The organism is Stappia sp. BW2 (assembly GCF_008107695.1).
Lineage (GTDB): Bacteria > Pseudomonadota > Alphaproteobacteria > Rhizobiales > Stappiaceae > Roseibium.
This window is the reverse complement of sequence record NZ_VIRG01000066.1, coordinates 1,366,125-1,381,054: the sequence shown is the minus strand read 5'-3', so window position 1 is coordinate 1,381,054 and position 14,930 is coordinate 1,366,125. Positions and strand designations below refer to the sequence as shown.

The window sequence follows — 14,930 nt, the reverse complement described above, 5'->3', positions numbered from 1 at the left end:
ATCCCGGACGAAGCGTAGCGAAGATCCGGGATCGGGGAGCCTAGGTCTTTCGTTCAAAGGACATGCCGGCATTGTCTGTGGCTCCCCGATCCCGGCTCGCGCGCTGCTTGGCCGGGATGACGAAGGAGAGGGGAGGGAGCAGACCCAGAGGGGGCATTTCGCCGACGCCACGATCCTCACGCCCCCCACCAAAAAAACTCACGTCAGCAGCGGGCGCAATTCCGACTGGATCTTGAGGAGGGCGGGCAGGAACTCCGCTTTTGCCGTTTCCGGCCCGGCGGACGTGCTGGCATACCCGACATTGAGCGCGGCAATCGTGTGGCCGTGGGAATTTCGAACCGGTACCGCGATGGAGCACAGTCCGGGTTCCACCTCCTGATCGATCATGGCAAAGCCCTGGCTGCGGATGCTGGTGAGTTCGGCCAGAATGGCGTCCACGTTTGTGAGGGTCTTCGGTGTCATGGCCGTCAGGGCCATGGCCTCCAACCGGGCGCGGGCTTCGCTTTCCGGCAAGGCGGCCAGCAGGATGCGGCCCATGGAGGAGCAATGGGCCGGCAACCGCGAGCCCGGCATCAGCGCAATCGACATCACTTTCGTTCGGGCCGCGCGCGCCACATAGACGATTTCGTCTCCATCAAGGATCGACACCGACGAGCTTTCGCCGATCTGTTCCGACAGGCGGTCCAGCAACGGCTGCACAACACGGGGCAAGGGCATGGTGGCAAGGCAGGCCGTCCCCAGCCGCAACACCTGCGGCGTCAGGGTGAAGAACTTGCCGTCCCAGTTTGCATATCCAAGATGCGCCAAGGTCAACAGGCACCGACGGGAGGTCGCCCGGTCGAGACCGGACGCGTTCGCGACCTCGGTGATCGATTGACGGGGCCGGTCGGCGGTAAAGGTCTCGATAACCTGCAACCCCTTGGCCAGGCCGCCCATGATATCCCGTTCAGCAATCATGTGTGTCGTCTCATATGATGTTAATTTGTGCGATATGTAAACAAATACAGTATATCGCACAAATCAATTGGACGAAAGACACCTGCCGTCGCTATCTCCTTGGCACTGTACAGCCCGCAAGCGGACCGGCCCTGAGGTTTGGAGACATCCTGCTCTCATGCGAATGCCGCGGCTTCGGGCGATGCCCGAGAAGGAGACAATGATGGACAAGACGGTTTCCGACCTTGCCACCGCCGTGGCGGGGATAGAGGACGGCATGACGGTGATGATCGGCGGTTTCGGCGGCTCCGGATCTCCCATCGAGCTGATCCATGCGCTGATTGACCGCTATCGCGAGACGGGGCATCCCAAGGATCTCGTGGTGATCAACAACAATGCCGGCAACGGTCATGTGGGCCTGGCCGCGCTCATCGAGGCGGGCATGGTGCACAAGCTGATCTGCTCCTTCCCGCGCTCTGCCGACCCGGTGGTCTTTACCGAGATGTATCTGGCAGGCGGCATCGAGCTGGAACTGGTGCCCCAGGGCACGCTGGCGGAACGGATTCGCGCGGGCGGTGCGGGCATTCCCGCCTTCTACACGCCGTCCTCTTACGGAACGGATCTGGCAAAGGACAAGCCGGTCGCCGAGTTCGACGGCCGCATGTATGTGCAGGAACGCTGGCTGAAGGCCGATGTGGCTCTGGTGAAGGCCGATACGGCGGACACTTTCGGCAATCTGACCTACCGCATGGCGGCCCGGAATTTCAATCCGCTGATGTGCATGGCCGCGTCGGAAGCCATCGTGCAGGCAAGTCGGATCGTCGATGCAGGCGGGATTGATCCCGAAGTCGTCGTCACGCCGGGGATCTTCGTTCAAAAGGTCGTGGAGGTTGCCGATCCGCTGCAGGAAGAAGACCTCAATCGCGCCAATGCCGCCTATTCGCTGGAGGCCTGAGATGGAAAAACTTTCAAACAATCAGATCGCCTGGCGCGCGGCACAGGATATTGCCGACGGTGCCTATGTGAACCTTGGCATCGGTTTTCCCGAGAAGGTCGCCCAGTTTCAGCCGGACGGCCGGGAAGCGATCTTTCACACCGAGAACGGGCTTCTCGGCTTCGGCCAGGCGCCTGAAGCAGGCTCGGAAGACTGGGACCTGATAAACGCCGGCAAGAAAGCGGTCACGCTGAAACCCGGTGCCGCCTTCTTCCACCATGCCGACAGTTTCGCCATGGTGCGCGGCAGTCATCTGGATGTGGCCATCCTGGGCGCTTATGAAGTTGCCGAAAACGGCGACCTTGCCAACTGGTCGACCGGCCCGAAGGGCGTTCCGGCGGTCGGCGGGGCGATGGATCTTGTGCACGGTGCCAAGCGGGTTGCCGTCATCACCGACCACGTCACGAAAAAAGGACAGCCGAAGCTGGTCAAGCGCTGCTCTCTGCCGCTCACCGGTGTCGGCTGCGTGACCCGTGTCTATACCAGCCTTGCGGTGATCGACATCGAGAACGGCCGCTTCGTGCTGCGTGAAAAACTGCCCGGACTGTCGCTTGAAGATCTTCAGGCGGTCACCGGCGCAGAGCTTCTTGTTCCCGGCGCTGTGGCCGATCTTGTTGTTCCCGAGGTGTAAAATGGCTGAAGCCTTTATTTGCGACTATATCCGTACGCCCATCGGCCGCTTTGGCGGGGCGCTGTCCTCTGTCCGTGCCGATGACCTTGGCGCCATTCCGCTGAAGGCGCTGGTGGAGAGGAATCAGAACATGGACTGGGCAGCGGTTGAGGAAGTCTTTTTCGGCTGCGCCAACCAGGCGGGCGAGGACAACCGCAACGTTGCCCGCATGAGCCTGCTGCTGGCAGGACTGCCGGAAACCGTACCCGGCACCACCTTGAACCGCCTGTGCGGTTCGGGCATGGATGCCGTCATCAGCGCGGCCCGGGCCATCAAGGCGGGTGAAATGGAGTTGGCGATTGCCGGTGGCGTGGAATCCATGTCCCGTGCGCCATTCGTCATGCCCAAGGCGGAAACCGCCTTCTCGCGTCAGAACGAGATCTATGACACCACCATCGGCTGGCGCTTCGTCAATCCTTTGATGAAAAAGCAATACGGCATCGATTCCATGCCGGAGACCGGCGAAAACGTTGCCGAAGATTATAGCGTCTCCCGCGAAGACCAGGATGCCTTTGCCCTGCGCTCGCAGCAGAAGGCCGCCGCCGCCCAGGAAAACGGCCGTCTGGCGCAGGAAATCACGCCGGTGACCATTCCCCAGCGCAAGGGTGATCCGGTTGTCGTCGACAAGGACGAGCATCCGCGGGCAACCTCGCTGGAAGCCTTGGCAAAACTGCGCGCGCCCTTCCGGGAAGGCGGCAGTGTGACCGCAGGCAACGCGTCTGGCGTCAACGATGGTGCAGCCGCGCTGATCGTTGCCTCTGAAGCCGCTGCCCGCAAATACGGACTGACGCCAATCGCCCGCATTTCCGGCGGTGCCACAGCAGGCGTCGAACCGCGCGTCATGGGCATCGGCCCGGCACCGGCAACCAAGAAGCTGTGCGCGCGGCTTGGCATCAAGCCAACCGATTTCGACGTTGTCGAACTGAATGAAGCCTTCGCAAGCCAGGGCATCGCAGTGCTGCGCCAGCTCGGAATTGCCTTGGATGCGGACCATGTCAACCCGAACGGCGGTGCCATCGCACTTGGTCACCCGCTCGGCATGTCGGGTGCACGTATTGCTGGCACGGCTGCTCTTGAACTGCAGCAGCGCGGCGCCAAACGCGCCCTTGCCACCATGTGCATCGGTGTTGGTCAGGGGATCGCGATCGCTCTGGAAAGCGTCTGATCACCGCCTTGCCATCAAATGCGGAAGCGGCCGGGTTTTCCCCGGCCGTTTCGACGTCCGCGCGTCACGGATTGAGCACGATCACGCGGGTCTGGCCGCCGTTGCAGGTGTAACAGCAGTTGGAGCAGCGGTTGCGGTTCTTGTAGCCGACACCCCAGTAAAGATTGCTGCGATTGCGCACCCAGGCGCCGTAGCAGACCCTCTCGCCGCGCTGGCAGGAGATGTTGATCGTCTTGGTCGAAAAATCGTCGAGCACGTAGATCTTCTTTTTGCCCGGCCAGACGTGCCCGCGGCGGGTGTCGGAATAAAGCTCCACATCGACAATGTTCGGATGTTTGCTTTCAAACCGCCAGAGCAGCGTTTCCGCCGATGCCGGTGCTGCGGCAGCAGCAAAATAAACAAAAGAGAACGCCAACAAGACGGCGCTCAATAGCCCCTTACGCATAATACTTCCCCCAAAGTATGCTCTTGAAAGGCCGCGCCCGCCCCTTGTCTTGAAGGGATAGCTGGCAGCCTCTGCAAATAATGGGGCACTTTTTGAAAGGAATGGCAAGCGTGGGCTGCAAATTCCGGTTTTCAGACAGTGGTTTGCAGCCAGTCACGGAACGCAGCGACAGGGCGGGTCAGGGTGCGGGCAGGCGAGCGGACAAACCAGTAGCCGGTCTCCAGTTCAACCAGGTTCCAGTCCGGCATGATCAGGTGGCCCGCGTCCAGTTCCTGGGAGACGAAGCGCCTGTCGATCACGATCGCGCCCATGCCGGCAATGGCGGCCTGTATGGCGAGATCCCGGCTTTGCAGCACGGTTCCCGACTTCGTGTCGGGGTGGCTGAGACCACTTTCCTCCAGCCAGCGCGACCAGTCGCCGCGGCGCGAGGCGCTGTGCAGAAGTCTGAGACCGCTCAGGACGCAGGTGTCGGCGGCATCCTTGCCGCGTAACAGAGCCGGCGCCAAGGCAACCGCCAGATGTTCCTTCCACAAGAGGTGGCTTTCGACACTCGGCCAGTTGCCTGTGCCCAGTCTTATGGCGCAGTCATAGTTCTCCCGGTCCAGATCGATCATCCGTGTGGAGGCGGACAACAGCAACTCCACATCCGGCTGGTTTGCCTGGAAATCGGGCAGACGCGGGATCAGCCAGCGGGTCGCGAAGGTCGAAACCGTGCTGATCCTCAATTCCGTGCGCCCGCGCCGTCGGAAGCTATCGACCGCTTCTTCTATCCGGTCGAAGGCATCGCCCATGCTCAGCGCCAGCCGCTGGCCCTCTTCGGTCAGCGTGAGACCGCGTCCGTCCCGGTTGACCAGGGTCGCCCCGAGCTCGTTTTCCAGCTTGCGCATCAGGTGGGACAAGGCGGACGGCGAAACGCCGAGCTTTTCCGCCGCAAGCGAAGCGCGTCCATGGCGGGCCAGCAGGGAAAAGGCATGAAGCGCGCGCAGGGACGCCATGATCGATCTCCGGAAAGTTGAACATACTTCAATAATGAAGCCCGGAGACCCTGTCGAGATCAGTCAGTTCCTTTTGGCGGAACTTTCCCATTCCGGCCCGTTCACCAGCGCCATCAGCGCGAAGGAAATGATCATCAGCAGCGCCCGGACATTCAACTTTGCGATGGAAACAAGCGTCCATGCATCGTGCTAGAATGTTCTCGGAAGCTAGCTGATGGCCCCAAGCACCGCCTTCAGGAAGCCGGTCAGCTCATCGGTGACGAAATCCACATGCGGATAGGGATCGGCTTCCATGTCCCAGGTCTCCTGAAACACCTCACGCGTGCCTGTCGGCAGGATCAGGGTCGTGCACATGCCGAGTGCGTGCGGCACATTCAGGTTCTTCGCGAGGTCTTCGAACATCGCGGCGCGTGCCGGAGCGACACCCGTATGCGTCAGAAACCGCTCGTAGGTGACCTTGTTGGGCTTGGGCACAAGATCGGCCGAGACAATGTCGAAGATGTCCTCGAAGTGATCCGCGATACCGAGCGCGGCCGCCGTGCGTTCCGCATGCGGGCGGTCGCCGTTGGTGAAGATGAATTTCCGTCCCGGCAAGGCCTCGATTGCGGCTGCAAGCTCCGGATCGGGTTTCAGGGTCGAATAGTCGATATCGTGGACGAAATGCAGGTAGTCGTCCGGGTCGATATCGTGATTGCTCATCAGGCCGCGCAAGGTTGTGCCGAACTCGTGATAGAGTTCCTTCTGATGTGCCATTGCCTCGTCCGGCGGCAGGTTCAGGGTCTTCTGCACATAGCGCGAGATCTTTTCGTTGATCTGCGGAAACAGGTCGCTCTCGTGCGGATAAAGCGTGTTGTCCAGATCGAAGACCCAGGCTTCAACACCCTTGAAGATCCTCAGATCGCGGCGATGAGCCTGCTGGCCCTCGTGGGGCAGGGGGCGCTTTCCGGTCACGGGCGGATCAACGTCCCTGCGCCACCGTCGGTGAACAGTTCCAGCAGCACCGCATGAGGCACCTTGCCGTTCAGGATGACCACGCCTTCAACACCGCGTTCCAGGGCCTCGATACAGGTTTCCACCTTGGGGATCATGCCGCCGGAAATGGTGCCGTCGGCAATCAGTTCGTGCGCCTTGGCAACGCTCAGCTGCTTGATCAGGTTGCCGTCCTTGTCCAGAACGCCGGGCACGTCCGTCAGGAACAAGAGCCGTTTTGCGTCGAGAGACCCCGCAATTGCACCGGCGGCAGTATCGGCATTGATGTTGTAGGTTTCGCCGTCTTCGCCCGGAGCCACGGGGGCGACAACCGGAATGATGTCTTCCTTCAGCACCAGCTTCAGAACGGTTGGATCGATCCTGTCCGGTTCGCCGACGAAGCCGAGGTCCAGAACGCTCTCGATATTGCTGTCGGGATCGACCACGGTACGGGTCAGCTTGCGGGCCGTCACAAGGTTGCCGTCCTTGCCGCACAGGCCGACCGCGCGGCCGCCTTCTGCGTTGATCAGCTGGACGATTTCCTTGTTGATCGACCCGGCAAGAACCATCTCGACCACTTCCACGGTGGCCCTGTCGGTAACGCGCAGGCCGCCCTTGAACTCGCTGACGATGTTCAGCCGCTGCAGCATCTTGCCGATCTGCGGCCCACCACCATGAACCACCACCGGATTGACCCCGGACTGGCGCAGCAGCGTGATGTCGCGCGCAAAGGCCTGGCCGAGTTCCGGATCGCCCATGGCATGGCCGCCGTATTTCACGACAACCGTCTTGTTGTCGTAACGCTGCATGTAGGGCAGGGCATGGGCAATGATGTTGGCGCGTGTGGCGGTGTCAGGCGTGGTCATGGAACTGAAATACTCACCGTGGCTGGAAAAAGTCTCGCGAAAGCCCCCTGCTATAGCCGGTTTGAAGTGGCTTCACAATCGGCGCAGGAGACAGGGATTATTGAGTGGCCAGAAGAAACAGCTCTGCCCGCAGTTCATCGACACCGCGGTTTTTTTCCGAAGACGTTGCCAGGATTTCCGGATGGGCGGCCACACGCTTGCGCAGGATCGCCTGGGTTTCCTCGATCAGGCGAACGAGTTGCGGCGGCTTGATCTTGTCGGCCTTGGTCAGAACCACCTGATAGACGACGGCGGCCTTGTCGAGCAGGTCCATCGCTTCGAGATCGTTCTTTTTGATGCCGTGGCGGCTGTCGATCAGAAGGATCACCCGGCGCAGGTTCGGCCGTCCGCGCAGGTAGGAAAACACCAGCTGGGTCCAGGCTTCCACCAGTTCCTTGGGCGCCTGGGCATAACCGTACCCGGGCATGTCGACGATTGTCAGCGGCGTCTCGGGCGCGATGAAGAAGTTCAGCATCTGCGTCCGGCCCGGCGTTGCCGAAGTGCGAGCCAGATCCTTGCGCCCGGTCAGCGCATTGATCAGGCTGGACTTGCCGACATTCGACCGGCCCGCAAAGGCGATCTCCGCCCCGGCTGCCTCGGGCAGATTGGCCATGTCGGTGACGCTGGTCAGAAAGTCCCACGGCCGGCAGAACATCAGCCGGCCAGCTTCAAGGTCTTCATCGGAATATTTTTGGTCTTCGCTCATAAGCGCCTTCTACCCTGCCTGAAAGCAACCGTCACTAGTTTTGGCGTGCCGTGTCGCGCTCAACGCTCAACTCTGTTGCGACAGACTCAAGCACATCGATATCCGCACCGCGGATTGCATCGAGGTTCCGGGAAATCGTTTCGATGGGCCAGTTCCACCAGGCGATTTCAAGCAGCCGTTCGATGGTCGCTTCATCGAACCGGAGTTTCACGACCCGTCCAGGATTGCCGACCACCACCGCATAGGGCGGCACGTCGGATGCGACGACCGCATGCGCGCCTATGATGGCCCCCGAACAGATGGTGACACCGGGCATGACCGTTGCATTGGTTCCGAACCACACATCATGCCCGACAACGGTATCTCCCTTCAGATGGTCGAAAATGGTCGCCGGATCGAAGCCCTGTTCCCAGCCATTTTGAAAGATGTTGAACGGGTAGGTCGAAAACCCGGTCATGGCGTGGTTGGCGCCGCTCATGATGAAGGTCGTTCCCTGCGCGAGTGCGCAGAACTTTCCGATCTTCAGCCGGTCGCCGAGAAAGTCGAAATGGTAGCGCACGTTGCGGTTCTCGAACTCCGCTGCGTGGCTTTCATCATTGTAATAGGTGAAGTCGCCGATCTCGATCGTCGGTCGGGTGACGAGATTCTTGAGAAAAACCGTGTGCGGTTCGCCGTTGAACGGATGGAGCGTATCGGGAGAAGGGCCGTGCATGGGGCCTCCTTGAAAGCAAGAAAACAAGGGAAGAGGAAAACGCGTGTCGGACGCGGTTGACCTGCCGGTGAGCGGCTTCGCCTTGCGGATCAGGTCTTGCTTTACAGGATCATCGAACCAGGCACTCCAAAAGATATCGGTTGAAAGGCGCGAAGGGTTCGCGCTAGGGAGCGGGATAACACCACGGCCTCCGGCTTCGGTCAAGCGCGCGCAATGGCCTGAGCCCGGACTTTCGCTGTGTCCGCCGTCACAGGTCTCACGACAGAAGCGCCCTTACCTTAGTTGCACCGGACAGGTCTTCTGTCGATACCAAGATGGGGAAACGGCGATGCCTTTGCTTCAATGGCGAGAATTCAAAAGAGAGATCGACGCGCTTGTGACGATCTACCGTCAGGACAATGCCTGGGTGGGAAAGTGGAAAGGCGCTTCCTGGAATTTTGAATTCCACATGTACCATTATATCCGCGCTGCCTTCCGGCTTTACCGGGCAACCGCCGAGAACCGGCTGAAATATGTTCTGCTTGGCGGGACTGAAATACGCAAGAACGCCGAATACATCCTGCAATTTGGAGTGACCGCGGCCAACGGCATACAGGATGATGAGACGGTGCAGGGGGTGAGTCAGGCAGACGCATTCCGCACTGGGGTCGTCACGGCACCACGCGCGCAAGCGGCCGTAAATCCGGATAACCGCATCATCCAGGCGCAGGGGGGCGGCAGTATCCTCAGCGAAAGAGGCTGGACACCGATTCTCAACGACGCGCTGATCATCGGTTCGGCGACCGCTCAGCACGATTTCGTGATTGCGCTTGACCAATACGAGCAGGGGATCTGGCGTGAATGCGAAGCTTCGCTGAAGCCGCACCTGGCTCGCATGCATGCCCGATACGCCGGGAGATTTGGCGGCAATCCGCCGGAGTCCTTTCTGAAAAACACCGAAGAGTACAGGCTTATGGTCTGGCAGCGCTTTTTCAGCTGGAACATGCAGATGTTCTGGGACACAAAACTAAACATTCCCCGTGTCCTGACGCGCGAATTGCTCGGGCTCTCGATGTTCGGCTACGAAGTCAAGTTGGGCGACAAGCAGATCGGATTCAAGCCAAACACGAATGCGCCGGATCCGACTTTCGCGGCCTATGTAAATGGATTGCGCGCCTTACGCATGCACGATAGTAGGGCGCGGTCGAATATCATGCAGGCCCTCTCCACCTATCTTTTGGGCGACAACCACGCCATCGGCTTCACAGCAGACCAGAACACTGTCCACACGCCACCCATCACAGGCGGCCAGCCAATACAGTTCGTGTGAGTCTAGCCGCTGTGATTTGCCGGAAATAGAAAAGGCCCCCGGGTGGAGGGCCTTTCTCATTATTTGCGTTGGCTTGGTCAGCCTATTAGCTCTTGTCGTCGGGAGCTGATTTCTTGCGCTTGAAGAGCGCTCCCAGATTGTCCCAGAGCTCCACCTTGGCTCCCTGACGGCGCATGATCACATATTGCTGCGTCACGGACAGGGTGTTGTTCCATGCCCAGTAGATCACCAGACCGGCCGGGAAAGAGGCCAGCATGAAGGTGAAGATCACGGGCATCCAGGTGAAGATCATCTGCTGGGTCGGATCGGGCGGCGCCGGGTTCATCTTCATCTGGACGAACATGGTGATACCCATGATCAGCGGCCAGACGCCCAGCATCAGCATCTGCGGCGGATCCCAGGGGATCAGGCCGAACAGGTTGAACACTGTGGTCGGGTCCGGTGCCGAGAGATCCTGAATCCAGCCAAAGAAGGGCGCATGGCGCATTTCAATGGTGACGTAAAGCACCTTGTAGAGCGAGAAGAACACCGGGATCTGCACAACGATGGGCAGACAGCCCGCAAGCGGATTGATCTTCTCTTTCTTGTAGAGCTCCATCAACGCCTGTTGCTGCTTCTGCCGGTCGTCGGAATATTTCTCCCGAATTTCCGTCATCTGCGGCTGCACGAGCTTCATCTTGCTCATGGAGACGTAGGACTTGTTGGCCAGCGGGAAGAAGATCAGCTTGACGATAACCGTGACGACCAGGATGGCGACGCCGAAGTTGCCGAACAGGTGGAAGAAATAGTCGATGGTGAAGAACATCGGCTTGGTGAGGAAGTAGAACCAGCCCCAGTCGATCAGCAGTTCGAAACGCTCGATGCCGAGTGATTCTTCATAGCCGTCGAGAAGCTTGGTTTCCTTGGCACCGGCAAACAGATACGAGCTGGTTTCGCCGGTTGCGCCGCCCGCCACGGTCACGCCGTTGCCGAGATAGTCGGCCTGGTAAACGTCGGTGGTTGCGGAATGGCTGAAGCCTGGCTGGAATTCCTGACCGGGGGTCGGGATGAGCGTCGCCGCCCAGTATTTGTCAGTGATGCCGAGCCAGCCCTGGTCCACTTTGGCCGGTCGGATGGAGCCTTCTTCCGCCAGATCGTCGTAATCGACTTCCTTGAGGCCTTCTGCGCCGAAGACGCCGAGCAGGCCTTCATGGAGAATGTAGATGCCTTTGGTCTGGGGCTCGCCCTTGCGGGCGATCAAGCCGTAGGGATAAAGCGTTACCGCGTCGCTGCCGGTGTTTTCAACCGACTGGTCGACGGTGAACATGTAGTTGTCATCGACCGAAAACGTGCGCTTGAAGATAAGACCGGCACCATTGTCCCAGGACAGCGTGAGCGGCGTCGACGGGGTCAGGGTCGCCTCGCCGTCGATCGACCAGACCGTATCCGCGCCGGGCAGCGCGAGGTCCGCGCCCGGGTCACCGACCCAGCCATAATCGGCGTAATAGGGATCGGGGCTGCCGGACGGCGAGAACAGCACGATGGTCGGGCTGCTCTTGTCCACGGTCTCGTGATAGTCCTTCAGCCGGATGTCATCAAGACGGCCGCCCTTCAGATTGACGGACCCTTCCAGGCTTGGCGTATCGATGGTCACGCGCTTGGAAGCGGCAATGGCGGCTTCCCGGTTGGCGAAGGCGGTTTGCTGCCCGGCCACCGGTGCGGCCGTATCAGTGCCTTGCGAGGCGTCTGGTTGCGGCTTGTTCGGGTTCGCGCTGTCGGTCGCCGTCTTCTGGACGGTTTCCTGCTGCGCCTGAAGTTCGGCCTGCTGGCGTTCCAGCTGAGGCGCGGCAACGAAGTATTGCCAGCCGAGCAGAACAATCAGGGACAGAACGATTGCGAGAATCGTATTGCGGTTTTCAGAAATCAACTGGATTTACCCCTGTTTCCTGCGCTGTGTCGATTGGGCTTGCGAGCCCTGCCGGCGCGGCTTTCCCCGTCCGCGCGGCGTTTGCGGATCCAGCACCTGGCTGAGGCCAGACTTAAGGTCTGCAACGATTTTTTCAAAGGGAAGAGTGAGCGCGCTGTCGCGGGCGACAAGCACAAAATCCGCTCTTTGCGGGATATCTTCAGGCACAAGCTCGGCCACGGCGGCTCTAAGCCGCCGCTTTATGCGGCTGCGCACGACCGAATTGCCGGTTTTTTTTGTAACCGTGTAGCCCACCCGCGACGCGTCGTCGCTGTCGCGTTTCAAGCCCTGAACGACAAAAGCGCGCCGGCCCAGCCGGCCGCCTTTGGCGACCGCCAGGAATTCGGAGCGCTTTTTCAAAGTGTCCATAGCGGCGGATTGGTGTTGGCAGTGGCCGCCAACCCGGCGCACTGCGGGCTGGTCGCCGATTAGGCGCTGAGGCTCTTGCGACCTTTTGCACGGCGGCGAGCAAGCACCTGACGGCCATTCTTGGTGGCCATACGTGCGCGGAAGCCGTGGCGACGCTTGCGGACAAGACGGCTCGGTTGATACGTACGCTTCATTGTTCTTCCCCGCGCGACTAAGAACGCGGCCCTTGTTCATTTTTTAAATTCTTTGGAGGAAGCACTCGAAGCGCCATGAAGAGCGCGGCTTATCCAAGCCTTGGGTCCGAATGCATGTCCCGGTCGAGCGCGCTTATACGGGCCATGCCGCCTCAAGTCAACTTTGCAGGCCTAAGATTCTGCGTTTTCCTTTCGATCACGCACAGGTGAGGCACAAAGCCGTGAGTGTCACTTATCGGTGAGGCGCAGTTCTTTTTCCGAACTTTAAGGTACATCTGCCAATGAGGTCAGAAAAGCGGGGCGCCCCTGCGACAAAGTCGAACCGATGGAAAAGTGGATGATGGGTGAAGAGGCCAACAGGATGACGCCGTCGAAGGATCCGGGGCAGACCGGCGCAAAAACGCCGGCGCGCACCGGTGCCGCAAGGCTCAAGACGTGGCTTCCGCTGGTGGTTCTCGCGGTGTTGATGGGGATCGGCTTCGCCCTGGGGCTGCACAAGCAGCTGACCTTGTCCAACCTCATCATGCAGCGACAGCAACTTGTCGGCTACGTCGACCAGAACCTGGCGCTTGCCATTCTGATCTATATGGCTGTCTACACGGTCGCCGTCGCCCTGTCGTTTCCCGGGGCATCCTTGCTGACAATTGCGGGCGGCTTTCTTTTCGGCTGGATACTTGGTGGATTTGCAACGGTGCTGGGCGCAACCATCGGCGCCTGTGCCGTCTTTCTCGTTGCGCGGTCCTCCCTCGGCGATGTGCTGACCAATCGCGCGGGCCCCTTTCTGGCGCGTCTGGCCGAAGGCTTTCGAAAAGATGCGTTTCACTATCTTCTGTTCCTGCGGCTGACGCCGGTTTTTCCATTCTGGCTGGTCAACATCGCGCCCGCCATATTCGCGATGCCGTTTGCCTCTTATACGCTCGCCACGTTTTTCGGCATCGTTCCGGGCACCTTTGCCTTCACCTTCATCGGGTCCGGTCTCGACAGTGTCATCGCGGCGCAGGAGGCTGCCAGCCCCGGCTGCGCGGCCGCCGGCACCTGCCAGATCGACGTGGCCGCGCTGGTGACGCCGCAATTGCTGGCTGCATTCTTTGCGCTAGGGGTCGCCAGCCTCATTCCGGTGATCCTGAAGAAATTCCGCAATCGTTGAACCCGCCGCCGTTAGCCTGCAAACCTCGGAGCCTGCCATGGCCAATTTACTGACACCGGACATTTGCGTGATTGGCGCCGGATCGGCGGGCTTGTCCGTTGCCGCTGCGGCGGCTGCCTTCGGCGTTGACGTGGTGCTGATCGAAAAGGGGCTGATGGGCGGCGACTGCCTCAATTACGGCTGCGTGCCTTCCAAGGCGCTTCTTGCTGCCGCCAAGGCCGCACATGCGCAGGAAGCCGCGGGGCGCTTCGATGTGCATGGCGGGCGGCAGGAGGTCGATTTTGCCGCCGCGAACGATCACGTCCGCAAAGTTATCGCCGCCATTGAGCCACATGATTCCCAGGAACGTTTCGAGGGTCTTGGCGTCACCGTGCTGCGGGAGGGGGCAAGGTTCACAGGACCTGACGAGGTGCTTGCCGGGGCGGTGCGGATCAAGGCACGGCGTTTCGTCGTCGCAACCGGCTCTTCGGCCTTTGTTCCGCCAATCCCAGGTCTGGAAGACGTTCCTTATCTGACCAACGAAACGCTGTTTGAACTGCGCGAGCGTCCGGAGCACCTGGCGATCATCGGCGGCGGCCCGATCGGCCTGGAAATGGCTCAGGCCCATAGGCGCCTCGGGTCCAGCGTCACCGTGTTCGAAGCCCAGAAGGCCCTCGGCAAGGACGATCCGGAGCTGGCGGCCGTTGTGCTGGACACCTTGCGGGCCGAAGGCATCCGCATTCTGGAGCAGACGGCCGTCGAGACGGTGAGCCGATCCGGTGAGGGACTTGCGATCAGCGCGAAGGACGCGGACGGACAAGCGGTGACGGTGGAAGCGTCCCATCTTCTGGTCGCGACGGGCCGTGCGCCGAACGTTGAAGGGCTGGGGCTGGATGAAGCCGGCATCGATCACGATCGCAAGGGCATCACGGTCGACAAGGGATTGCGGACAAGCAACCGGCGCGTCTATGCCATCGGCGATGTTGCCGGTGGCCTGCAATTCACGCATGTCGCGGGATATCAGGCGGGTCTTGCGATTCGCTCCATACTGTTCCGCCTGCCTGTTTCCATGAACAGCGACATCGTGCCCTGGGTGACCTACACCTCACCCGAACTCGGTCACGTCGGCCTGTCCGAAGCCGAGGCCCGTGCGCGCTACGGCAGCGGGGTCAAGGTTCTGACGGCAGACTATGATGGCAATGACAGGGCGCAGGCCGAAGGCCTTACCAAAGGCCGTCTGAAGCTGATCGCGGGGCCGCGCGGCAAGCTGCTTGGGGCGGATATCGTCGGCGCCCAGGCGGGGGAGGTTATCAATCTTCTGTCGCTCGCCCTGTCCAGGAAGATGACCATGAAGGACCTCGCCGGATTCATCGCTCCCTATCCGACGCTTGGAGAGCTGGTGCGCCGTGCGGCAATTTCTTACTATGCGGAAGCTCCTAAAAATGCTTGGCTGAGGCGGGTGATTGGTTTCCTGCGTCTGTTCGGGTGAC

The 14,930-nt window shown here is 60.5% G+C and carries 16 protein-coding genes; 6 read left to right on the top strand and 10 right to left on the bottom strand.

The features are described from left to right. Positions 1-198 precede the first annotated feature (198 nt). On the bottom strand, positions 199-957 hold the full coding sequence (locus FMN63_RS17820; protein WP_148585433.1) for an IclR family transcriptional regulator domain-containing protein: 759 nt from the start codon (positions 955-957) through the stop codon (positions 199-201). A gap of 202 nt (positions 958-1,159) precedes the next feature. Here FMN63_RS17820 and FMN63_RS17815 point away from each other — a divergent pair, with 202 nt between their 5' ends. The 3 genes from FMN63_RS17815 to pcaF are packed head-to-tail and all read left to right on the top strand — an operon-like array spanning position 1,160 to position 3,765. Beyond that, positions 1,160-1,891 (top strand): 3-oxoacid CoA-transferase subunit A, encoded by a 732-nt coding sequence (locus tag FMN63_RS17815; protein WP_148585432.1) that lies wholly within the window; start codon positions 1,160-1,162, stop codon positions 1,889-1,891. A gap of 1 nt (position 1,892) precedes the next feature. Next, positions 1,893-2,561 (top strand): 3-oxoacid CoA-transferase subunit B, encoded by a 669-nt coding sequence (locus FMN63_RS17810; protein ID WP_148585431.1) that lies wholly within the window; start codon positions 1,893-1,895, stop codon positions 2,559-2,561. Between the two features lies 1 nt (position 2,562). Next, positions 2,563-3,765, top strand: a complete 1,203-nt coding sequence (gene pcaF, locus FMN63_RS17805; protein ID WP_148585430.1) for a 3-oxoadipyl-CoA thiolase — start codon at positions 2,563-2,565, stop codon at positions 3,763-3,765. A 64-nt stretch (positions 3,766-3,829) separates the two neighbouring features. Here pcaF and FMN63_RS17800 read toward each other — a convergent pair whose 3' ends face one another. From FMN63_RS17800 to FMN63_RS17770, 6 genes are all read right to left on the bottom strand, one after another. Further along, complete coding sequence (locus FMN63_RS17800) at positions 3,830-4,210, bottom strand: hypothetical protein (protein ID WP_209001159.1); 381 nt, start codon at positions 4,208-4,210, stop codon at positions 3,830-3,832. A 131-nt stretch (positions 4,211-4,341) separates the two neighbouring features. Then, positions 4,342-5,205: a LysR substrate-binding domain-containing protein gene (locus tag FMN63_RS17795; protein WP_148585429.1), complete on the bottom strand. Its 864-nt coding sequence runs from the start codon at positions 5,203-5,205 to the stop codon at positions 4,342-4,344. Between the two features lie 207 nt (positions 5,206-5,412). Then, positions 5,413-6,156, bottom strand: coding sequence for a pyrimidine 5'-nucleotidase (locus FMN63_RS17785; RefSeq protein ID WP_205514069.1), 744 nt, complete (start codon positions 6,154-6,156; stop codon positions 5,413-5,415). Continuing rightward, entirely contained in the window at positions 6,153-7,040 is an 888-nt protein-coding gene (gene argB / locus FMN63_RS17780; RefSeq protein WP_148585428.1) for an acetylglutamate kinase, read from the bottom strand. Before argB ends, FMN63_RS17785 begins: the two co-directional genes overlap by 4 nt. Before the next feature lie 97 nt (positions 7,041-7,137). Then, entirely contained in the window at positions 7,138-7,785 is a 648-nt protein-coding gene (yihA, locus tag FMN63_RS17775; RefSeq protein WP_148585427.1) for a ribosome biogenesis GTP-binding protein YihA/YsxC, read from the bottom strand. Between the two features lie 34 nt (positions 7,786-7,819). Next, on the bottom strand, positions 7,820-8,497 hold the full coding sequence (locus FMN63_RS17770; protein WP_148585426.1) for a CatB-related O-acetyltransferase: 678 nt from the start codon (positions 8,495-8,497) through the stop codon (positions 7,820-7,822). Between the two features lie 43 nt (positions 8,498-8,540). Here FMN63_RS17770 and FMN63_RS17765 point away from each other — a divergent pair, with 43 nt between their 5' ends. Then, the gene (locus FMN63_RS17765; protein WP_148585425.1) at positions 8,541-9,806 is read left to right on the top strand and encodes a hypothetical protein; all 1,266 of its coding nucleotides are present in this window, start codon (positions 8,541-8,543) and stop codon (positions 9,804-9,806) included. An 85-nt stretch (positions 9,807-9,891) separates the two neighbouring features. Here FMN63_RS17765 and yidC read toward each other — a convergent pair whose 3' ends face one another. The 3 genes from yidC to rpmH are packed head-to-tail and all read right to left on the bottom strand — an operon-like array spanning position 9,892 to position 12,314. Further along, the gene (gene yidC, locus FMN63_RS17760; RefSeq protein WP_205514067.1) at positions 9,892-11,712 is read right to left on the bottom strand and encodes a membrane protein insertase YidC; all 1,821 of its coding nucleotides are present in this window, start codon (positions 11,710-11,712) and stop codon (positions 9,892-9,894) included. A gap of 6 nt (positions 11,713-11,718) precedes the next feature. Beyond that, on the bottom strand, positions 11,719-12,120 hold the full coding sequence (rnpA, locus tag FMN63_RS17755; protein WP_006934270.1) for a ribonuclease P protein component: 402 nt from the start codon (positions 12,118-12,120) through the stop codon (positions 11,719-11,721). A gap of 59 nt (positions 12,121-12,179) precedes the next feature. After that, entirely contained in the window at positions 12,180-12,314 is a 135-nt protein-coding gene (rpmH, locus tag FMN63_RS17750) for a 50S ribosomal protein L34 (RefSeq protein WP_006934271.1), read from the bottom strand. A gap of 337 nt (positions 12,315-12,651) precedes the next feature. Here rpmH and FMN63_RS17745 point away from each other — a divergent pair, with 337 nt between their 5' ends. Beyond that, positions 12,652-13,461 carry a TVP38/TMEM64 family protein gene (locus tag FMN63_RS17745; RefSeq protein ID WP_286192679.1) on the top strand — a complete coding sequence of 270 codons (810 nt, stop codon included), beginning with the start codon at positions 12,652-12,654 and terminating at the stop codon, positions 13,459-13,461. 37 nt (positions 13,462-13,498) lie between these two features. Beyond that, positions 13,499-14,929: a dihydrolipoyl dehydrogenase family protein gene (locus FMN63_RS17740; protein WP_148585423.1), complete on the top strand. Its 1,431-nt coding sequence runs from the start codon at positions 13,499-13,501 to the stop codon at positions 14,927-14,929. Position 14,930: the final 1 nt, after the last annotated feature.